General features: G+C 71.2%; 1 protein-coding gene. It reads right to left on the bottom strand.

The annotated features are described in order from the left end of the window. Window positions 1-9,791: SDR family NAD(P)-dependent oxidoreductase (locus ACZ4W9_RS39965; protein ID WP_467944160.1), on the bottom strand; the 9,791-nt coding region annotated here is incomplete at its 3' end. Window positions 9,792-9,961: the final 170 nt, after the last annotated feature.

Here is a 9,961-nt window from a genome sequence, read left to right as displayed (position 1 = left end):
GCAGGCACCTCAGCAGCGTCACCCGCCGCAGGAGCCCCAGGAGCCTCCTCCACAATCACATGCGCGTTCGTCCCACTGATCCCGAACGACGACACACCCGCACGACGAGGACGCCCGCTGTCCGGCCACTCCCGCGCCTCGGTGAGCAGCTCCACCGCCCCGGCAGACCAGTCCACATGCGAGGACGGCGCGTCGACATGCAGTGTGCGCGGCAACATTCCGGCATTCAGAGCCATGACCGTCTTGATCACGCCACCGACACCGGAGGCCGCCTGCGCATGTCCGATGTTCGACTTCAACGACCCGAGGTACAACGGCCGGTCGGCGGACCGCCCCTGCCCATAGGCATCGATCAGCGCCTGAGCCTCGATGGGGTCCCCGAGCGTCGTGCCCGTACCGTGCGCCTCGACAACGTCCACATCCCCGGTGTCCAACCCGGCGTTGGCGAGCGCCTGCCGGATGACCCGCTGCTGGGAGGGCCCGTTGGGAGCGGTCAGCCCATTGCTGGCGCCGTCCTGGTTGACCGCGGACCCCCGTACGACGGCCAGCACCCGATGCCCCTCGCGCACCGCGTCCGACAGCCGCTCCACCACCAGCACACCGACGCCCTCGGCCCAGGCCGTTCCATCGGCGCTGTCGGCGAACGCCTTACAGCGTCCGTCGTCCGAGAGTCCGCGCTGCCGGCTGAACTCGATGAACATGTCCGGGCTGGACATGATGGTCGCACCTCCGGCCAGCGCCATCGTGCACTCACCCCGCCGCAGAGCCTGCGCCGCGAGGTGGAGGGCGACGAGGGAGGAGGAGCAGGCGGTGTCGACGGTGACGGCGGGCCCTTCGAAGCCGTAGGTGTAGGCGAGGCGCCCGGAGGCGACGCTGCCGGTGGTCCCGGTGAGGCGGTACCCCTCGACGGCGTCCGAGGTGCGGCTCAGCAGGGGCCCGTAGTCCTGCGACACCGCGCCGATGAACACGCCGGTCGCGCTGGCCTTGAGTGTGGCGGGGTCGATGCCCGCGCGTTCGAATGCCTCCCAGGAAGTCTCCATCAGCAGGCGCTGCTGGGGGTCCATGGCGAGGGCCTCGCGGGGGGAGATCCCGAAGAACTCGGCGTCGAAGTCGGCGACGGTTTCGAGGAACCCCCCGTTCCGTACGTAGGTCTTGCCCAGGCTCTCGGGGTCGGGATCGTAGATACCGTCGAGATCCCAGCCCCGGTCGGTCGGAAAGGCCGTGATCACGTCACGCTCTTCCGCGACGAGCCGCCACAGATCCTCAGGAGACTCGACTCCGCCCGGGAAGCGGCAGGCCATACCGACGATCGCGATCGGCTCGTCCGTCTCGACCGCCGCGACGGGCGCGGTGGGAAGCGCCGGGGCGTCGCCCAGGAGCCGGGACTTGAGGTACTGGGCCAGCACGGTGGGCGTCGGGTGGTCGAAGGTCAGGGCTCCGGAGAGCTGGAGGGCGGTGGTGGCGTTGAGGCGGTTGCGCAGTTCGACTGCGGCGAGGGAGTCGAAACCCGCCGCCTTGAAGGTCTGCTCCGGCCCGATCAGCTCCGCTGAGGTGTGGCCCAGCACCAGAGCGGCCTGGGTGCGGACCATGTCGACGAGAACCTGATCCCGCTCTGCCGAGGACAGTCCTGCCAGCCGTTCCACCAACGCACCCTGCCCACCGTTCGCCACGGCAACGGCCTGCGCGGCACGACGCACGGGCGCGCGGACCAGGCCGCGCAGCAGCCCGGGCACCGGCCCCTGAGCACCCTCGGCCCGCAGCTCCGCGTGATCGAAGCGAACGGCGGCGAGGTTCGCGTCGCCGGCGTGCAGGGCGGCGTCGAGGAGGGCGAGCCCTTCCTCGGCCGACATGGCGACGACGCCGGAACGCCGCATCCGCGCCCGATCCTGCTGACTCAGCCCGCTGGTCATGCCGCTGGACGGCTCCCACAGCCCCCAGGCGACAGAGGTCCCGGACAGCCCGGCCTCCTGCCGCTGGGCGGCGAGGGCGTCCAGGAACGTGTTCGCGGCGGCGTAGTTGGCCTGCCCCGCGTTCCCGAGCAGCCCCGCGATCGAGGTGAACAGGACGAACGCGGCGAGGTCGTGGTCCGCGGTGAGTTCGTGGAGGTTCACCGCGCCGTCGACCTTGGCGCGCAGGACGCGTTCGAGGCGCTCGGGGGTCAGTGACTCGATGAGACCGTCGTCCAGTACACCCGCCGCGTGGACGACGCCGGTCAGGGGGGTGGGTATCCGCTCCAGGACGGCGGCGAGTGCCTCCCGGTCGGACACGTCGCACGCCTCGACGACGACCCGGGCGTCCAGCCCCTCAGGGACCTCACCACCGCTACGGCTCAGCAACACAAGGTTCCGCACCCCGTGCTCGGCGACCAGATGCCGCGCCACCAGCTTGCCCAGCGTGCCGGTACCGCCCGTGATCAGGACCGTGCCCTCCGGATCCAGCCGCCTGGGCATCCGCAGCACCAGCTTGCCCGTGTGCCTGGCCTGCGACATGAACCGGAACGCCTCCGGCGCCCGCCGCACATCGAACGACCGCACCCCGATGGGCTCCAGCACCCCGGCCGCGAACAGCGGCATCACTTCACGCAGCAGCGCCCCGATCCGATCCGGCCCCGCGTCCAGCAAGTCGTACGCCTGATACGACACCCCTTCGACCGCATCCCGGATATCCGTCTTGCCCATCTCCAGGAACCGACCGCCGTCGCGCAGCAGCCGCACCGAAGCGTCGATGAACTCACCGGCGAGGGAGTTGAGGACCACGTCGACGCCACCGGCGAACTTCTGCTCGAAGTCGAGCGTGCGGGAACTCGCGATGTGCGCGTCGTCCAGACCCATCGCCCGCAGCGCGTCCCACTTGCCCTCGCTCGCCGTCGCGAACACCTCGGCGCCGACATGACGCGCGACCTGGATCGCCGCCATGCCGACCCCGCCCGCACCTGCGTGCACCAAGACCCGCTCGCCGGGCTGAAGGCCGCCGAGGTGCACGAGCCCGTACCAGGCCGTCAGGAACACGACCGGTACCGACGCGCCCTGCTCGAACGACCACCCCTCCGGCAGTGGAGCCACCGTCCGCACGTCGGCCACGGCCACCGGGCCGAAGGACGGCAGCATGCCGAACACTCGGTCCCCGACCGCGAAGTCGGAGACTCCAGGTCCTGCTTCGCTCACGACCCCGGCGCCTTCGCCGCCCATCGTCGCGGCGCCCGGGTACATGCCCAACGCGATGAGCACGTCACGGAAGTTGAGGCCGGCTGCCCGTACGTCGACCCGCACCTGTCCCGGCTCCAGCGGCTCCGCCGACGACTCGGTCAGCGCCAGCCCCTCGATGGTGCCCTCGTCCGACACACCCAGACGCCAGGTGTCGGAGGCCGGTGGTGTCAGCGTTCCGTTGCGTCCCGGCCGGGTGAGCCTCGGTGTGAGTACCGTGCCCGCGCGTACCGCGACCTGGGTCTCGCCCGAGGCCAGAGCGGCGCGGGCCACCTCGGTCAGGTCCGCCGTGGCGGTTTCGGCGTCGACGTCGATCAGCAGGAACCGGCCCGGATGCTCGCTCTGAGCGGCTCGCACCAGCCCCCAGACGGGCGCCTGGGAGAGGCCGGAGAGCGGGTCGCCGGGGGCCGCCGCGACGGCGCCACGAGTCACGACCACGAAACACGCGGAGGCCGAGGCCGTATCGGCCAGCCATGCCTGCAACGCCGTCAGTGCTTCAAGGGTCGCGGCCCTGGTGTTCCCGGCGAGGTCGGCGTCGGCTCCCCCGGCCGACATGCAGTGGTGGAAGGTGAGTTCCGGATCGTCGTCGCTCCGCTCGGCCGTTGCGGTGCCGACCGGGGTCCAGACCACCGGATACAGGGAGTCCGTGGCGGACGGGACGCCGGTCAGCCGTGCCGGGTCGGCCGTGCGCACTTCGAGGGTCGCGGCGGAGAGGACGGGCTGTCCGGTGCCGTCGGCGACCTGGACCAGGATCGAGTCGGCGTCCCCGTGGACCGGGGCCAAGCGTACGCGCAGGGTGTCGGCGCCTGTCGCGTGCAGGGTCAGACCGTGCCAGGCGAAGGGCAGGCGCACTCGGTTGTCGTCCGGGGCGACTGCTACGAGGGCGTGCAGGGCGGAGTCGAGCAGGGCCGGGTGGATCCCGAACCTGTCGGCGCCGGCTGCCGGCTCGGCGGGCGGGGCGACCTCGGCGAACAGTTCTCCGTTCTGGCTCTGGTACAGGGCGCGCAGCCCCTGGAAGGCGGGTCCGTAGCCGTATCCCGCAGCGGCGGCTCGGGCGTAGAAGTCGTCGGTGTCGACAGGGTGCGAGCCGGCTGGGGGCCAGGCGGACAGGTCGAACACGGAGTCCGAGCCGTTCTCGGCCGTCTCCCCGAGGAAGCCCACCGCGTGGCGGATCCACTCGCCGTCTTCGCCCGTCGTCTCACTGCGGGAGTACACCCCAACGGGCCTGCGCCCGTCGGCTGTCTGCGGATCGACGTGCACCTGGAGAGCGAGGGCGCCCTGCGCGGGGATCACCAATGGCGTTTCCAGGGTCAGTTCGGTCACGTGCGGCAGCCCGACCCGATCACCGGCCTGGAGGGCCAGTTCCACGAAGGCTGCCGCCGGCAGCAGCACCACGCCCGCGACCGCGTGGTCACGCAGCCACGGCTGGGCCTGCAGCGAGACACGTCCGGTCAGCATCACGGCCCCGGTCCCGGCGACGCGTACGGTCGCGCCGACCAGGGGATGCCCGGCCGCGACCAGACCGAGTCCGGCCGCGTCGGCGGGCGCGCCCAGGGTGCCGTCGAGCCAGTACCGGCTGCGCTGGAAGGCGTAGGTGGGCAGATCGAGATCCGCGCGGGCGGCGGGGAGCGAGGCCCCGGACCAGTCGATGGCGCAGCCTCGGACATGGGCGAGGGCAAGGGCCGACAGCAGGACCTCCCCCTCGGCACGGCCCGAGCGCAGCACGGAGGCACTCGCGACCGACGCCGCGTTCTCCTGCACCATGGCGGTGAGTACGCTGTCGGGGCCCAGTTCCAGGAACGTCTTCACCCCGGCCGCACGCAACGCCGCCACACCGTCACCGAAGCGGACGGTTTCACGGACCTGACGCACCCAATACCCCGGATCCGTCAACTCCCCCACCGACGCCACCCGACCGGACACATTCGACACCACCGCCACCCGCGGCTCCGCATACGACACACGCTCCAAAACCGCACGGAACTCCGCCAGCATCGGCTCCATCCGCACCGAATGAAACGCATGACCAACCGCCAGCCGCCTCGTCCTACGCCCCCGCCCCTCCAACACACCCGCAACCGCAAGGACAGCACTCTCGTCCCCGGAAATCACCACCGACGACACCCCGTTCACCGCCGCGATCTCCGCACCCCCCAGCACCTCCAGAACCTCCGCCTCCGTCGCCCGCACCGCCACCATCACCCCACCAGCCGGCAACCCCTGCATCAACCTCCCCCGCGCCGCCACCACAGCAGCCGCATCCGCAAGCGACCACACCCCCGCCACATGAGCCGCCGCCAACTCCCCGACCGAATGACCCAGAAGAAAATCGGGACGCACCCCGAACGACTCCACCAGCCGGAACAACGCCACCTCCACCGCGAACAACCCCGCCTGCGTGAACACCGTCTCCCCCAACAACTCCCCCTCCCCCCACACCACATCACGCACCCCGTGCCCCACATGACCCGCCAACTCCCGGTCCAACTCCTCAACCACCGCATCGAACGCCTCCGCGAACACCGGAAACGCCCCATACAACCCACGCCCCATCCCCACCCGCTGACTCCCCTGCCCACTGAACAACAGGGCGAAGTCTCCGGACCCGAGGGCCGACCCTCGTACGACGCCCGCTCCGGCTTCGCCTGCGGCGAGTGCGTCAAGCCCCGTCAGCAAGGTTTCACGCGAGGAGCCCACCACGACGGCACGCTCGTCGAGAGCGGCGCGCGATCCAGCGAGCACTGAGGCGACGGCGGCGAGACTGACTTCGGGGTGCTCACGCACGTACGTGGACAGCGCGCTCGCCTGGGCACGGAGCGCGTCGTCGGACTTGGCCGAGATCAGCCAGGGCAGGACACGGTCGTCCTCGACGGGCTCGGCGGGGGCGGATCCGGGGCCCTGCTCCAGGACCACGTGTGCGTTGGTGCCGCTCGCCCCGAAGGACGACACGCCCGCACGACGGGGACGCCCGGTCTCGGGCCACTCCCGCGCCTCGGTGAGCAGCTCCACCGCCCCGGCGGACCAGTCCACATGCGGCGACGGCTCGGTGACGTGCAACGTCCGCGGCAGCACGCCCGCCTGCATCGCCATCACCATCTTGATCACACCCGCCACCCCGGCAGCGGCCTGCGCGTGACCGATGTTCGACTTCAACGAACCCAGGTAGAGGGGCTGTTGCCGCCCTTGTCCGTAGGTCGCGATGACGGCCTGCGCCTCAATGGGGTCTCCGAGCGTGGTGCCCGTACCGTGCGCCTCGACGGCGTCCACATCAGCGGTCCCCAGACCGGCACTCGCCAACGCCTGCCGGATCACCCGCTGCTGGGACGGCCCGTTGGGAGCGGTCAGCCCGTTGCTGGCGCCGTCCTGGTTGACCGCGCTGCCGCGCACCACCGCCAGAACCCTGTGCCCATTGCGCACCGCGTCCGACAGTCGCTCCACCAAGAGCACCCCGACGCCCTCGGCCCAGCCCGTACCGTCCGCCGCAGCCGAGAACGCCTTGCACCGACCATCGGCCGACAACCCGCGCTGGCGGCTGAACTCGACGAACACCTCGGGCGTCGACATGACCGTCACACCGCCGGCGAGCGCCATCGTGCACTCGCCGTTCCGCAGCGCCTGGGCCGCCAGGTGCAGACCCACGAGGGAGGACGAGCACGCGGTGTCCACGGTGACCGCGGGTCCCTCGAAGCCGAAGGCGTACGACAGCCGGCCCGATGCGGCGCTTCCGGTGTTGCCCATCAGCAGGTACCCGTCGACCCCCTCGGGCACCTTCTGCATCCCCGAGGCGTAGTCGTGGTACATGACGCCGACGAACACGCCGGTACGGCTGCCGCGCAGCGAGGCCGGTTCGATGCCCGACCGCTCCAGCACCTGCCAGGACGTCTCAAGGAGCAGCCGGTGCTGGGGGTCCATGGCGAGGGCTTCGCGCGGAGAGATCTCGAAGAGCCCGGCGTCGAAGTCGCCCGCGTCGTACAGGAAGCCGCCCTCGCGGGTGTACGCCTTGCCGGAGGCCGCGGGGTCGGGGTCGTAGAGGTCCTCCAGGTCCCAGCCCCGGTCCGTCGGGAACGGCGAGATGGCGTCGCGGCCCTCGGCCACGAGGTTCCACAGGTCTTCGGGCGATTCCACCCCACCGGGGTAGCGGCAGGCCATGCCCACGATCGCGATGGGTTCGTCGGTGGCTGCCGGCGCGGTGATGCCACTGGAGGTCTCGCCCTCGGTGCCGAGCAGTGACTCCCGGAGGGTGCGCAGCAGCGCGGCCGGGGTCGGGTGGTCGAAGACGAGGGTGGCGGGCAGTCGAAGACCGGTCGCCGTGTTGAGCCGGTTCCGCAGGTCGAGGCCGGTGAGCGAGTCGAAGCCCAAGGTCTTGAAGGTGGAGGAGAGTTCGGTGTCCGCGTCGGAAGGCAGCCCGAGCACGGCGGTGACCTGTTCCCGGATCAGGTTCAGCAGCATGCGTTCGCGCTCCGCCTCGGGCATCGCGGCGAGCCGCTGCGGGAGCGCGGACTGCGGTTGGGCGCTGGTGACGCCGCTCGCGGTCCGGCGCGGCGGAGCGGGGACGACGCCGCTGAGCATCCCGGTCAGCGTGCCTTCACTGGCTCGGACGCGGAGCGTGGGGAGGTCCAACGCGACCGGGATCACCAGGGGTTCGGGCGAGGCGAGGGCGGCGTCGAAGAGTCGGAGGCCCTGCTCGGAGGCGAGTTGCCGGACACCGAGCCGCTTCATCCGTTGCCGGTCGACCGCGCTCATCGCGCCGGTCATGCCGCTCGCCTCGGCCCACAGCCCCCAGGCCATGGAGGTGCCGGGGAGCCCTTCGGCACGGCGGGCGTGAGCGAGCGCGTCCAAGTAGGTGTTGGCCGCAGCGTAGTTCGCCTGACCCGGACCGCCCAGGATGCCCGAGACGGAGGAGAAGAGGACGAAGGCGGAGAGGTCCAGGTCGCGGGTCAGCTCGTGCAGGTTGACGGCACTGTCGACCTTGGCACGCAGCACCGTGTCGAGTTGCTCCTCGGACATGCCGGCCACGACACCGTCGTCCAGCACACCGGCAGCGTGCACCACACCCGCCAAATGACCCGGCACACGCTCCAGAACACCCGCCAAAGCACCCCGGTCGGCAGCGTCACAAGCCTCCACCACCACCGACACGCCCAGCGCGCCAAGCTCCCCCACCAGCTCGCTCACACCCGGCGCGCCCATACCCCGACGCCCCAGCAGCACCAGCTCACGGACACCGTGGCGCACCGCCAGATGCCGGGCCACCAGACCACCCAGCGTGCCGGTGCCACCGGTGATCAGAACAGCGCCCTCACCCCACGACACCTCGCCGTCCGTCGCCACGTGCCGCACCAGACGCGGGACGCTCAACGCGCCGTCCCGCACCGCCACTTCACGCTCACCGACCGCCAACGCGGCCCGCACATCCGCCAGCCAGTCGCCCCCATCCGTCTCGACAAGGACGAACCGGCCCGGATTCTCCGTCTCCGCCGACCGCACCAGACCCGACACCACACCCCCGGGACCCCGCGTCACCACCACCAACCGCGACGACTCGAACCGCGCATCGGCCAACCAGGCCCGCACCACACCCAACACCCCAGCAGCCATGCCGTGGACATCCGACCCGTCGAAGCAAGGCAGGACAACCACCTCAGGCGCACCGTCCACCGCGTCCAGAGCGGGGGCGTCACCGTCGAGCACAACCACCTGCCCCGAGAACTCCCCCTCCACCGACCCCACAGGAATCCAGTCCAGGTGGAACAGATCGTCGGCGACGGTCGGACGGGCGGAGGTGACGGTGTCAGCGGCGATCGGGCGCAGGGTGAGCGCCTCGATGGAGGCGACGGGGCTCCCCGTCGCGTCGGCCAGCGTCACGCGGCTCACGTCAGGACCGGTGGGCGAGAGCCGTACCCGCACGTGGGAGGCACCACTCGCGTGCAGGGTCACCCCCTTGAAGACGAACGGCAGCCGTATCCGGTCGTCGGCCGCGTCGGTGCGGGGCAACAGGGCGTGCAGCGTGGCGTCCAGCAGAGCGGGATGGAGACCGAAGTCGCCCGCGCTCTGCACGACGTCCTCCGCCAGCGTCACTTCCGCGTAGAGGTCGTCGCCCAGGCGCCAAGCCGCGCGCAATCCCTGGAACACCGGTCCGTACATGTACCCGCTGGGGACCAGGTCGCCGTAGAAGCCGTCGAGGTCCATCGGTTCGGCACCGGGCGGCGGCCAGGCTTCCGCGGCGAAGGGCGCTTCGGAACCGCGCTCGGTCAGGACTCCGGCGGCGTGCCGGGTCCAGCCGTGGGCCGCCTCTTCGTCGGCGTCCTGCGCGAACACCGTCACCGTGCGAGACCCGTCGGACTCCGTGGAACCGACGACGACCTGAATTCGTACGGAACCCCGCTCGGGGATGACCAGCGGCGCTTCCAGGGCGAGTTCGTCGATATGCCCGTAACCCACCTCGTCCCCGGCGCGAACCGCCAGTTCCACGAAGGCCGTGCCCGGCAGGAGGACGGTCCCGGCGACGGTGTGGTCACGCAGCCACGGGTGTGAGGAGAGAGACAGCCGGCCGGTCAGGACGACGCCGTTCCCGTCGCCGAGCGCCATGGCCGCGCCCAGCATAGGGTGGCCGGCTTCAGCCAACCCCAGACCGCGCGCGTCTCCGGTGGGAGCGGGGCGGTCCAGCCAGTAGCGGCGGCGTTGGAAGGGGTAGGTGGGCAGGTCGATGTCGGCTGTACGGCCGGTGCCGACGAGGGGTGTCCAGTCGACCGGCAGAC

The organism is Streptomyces sp. NPDC029296, assembly GCF_055569255.1.
This window is presented reverse-complemented; position numbering and strand designations above follow the sequence as displayed.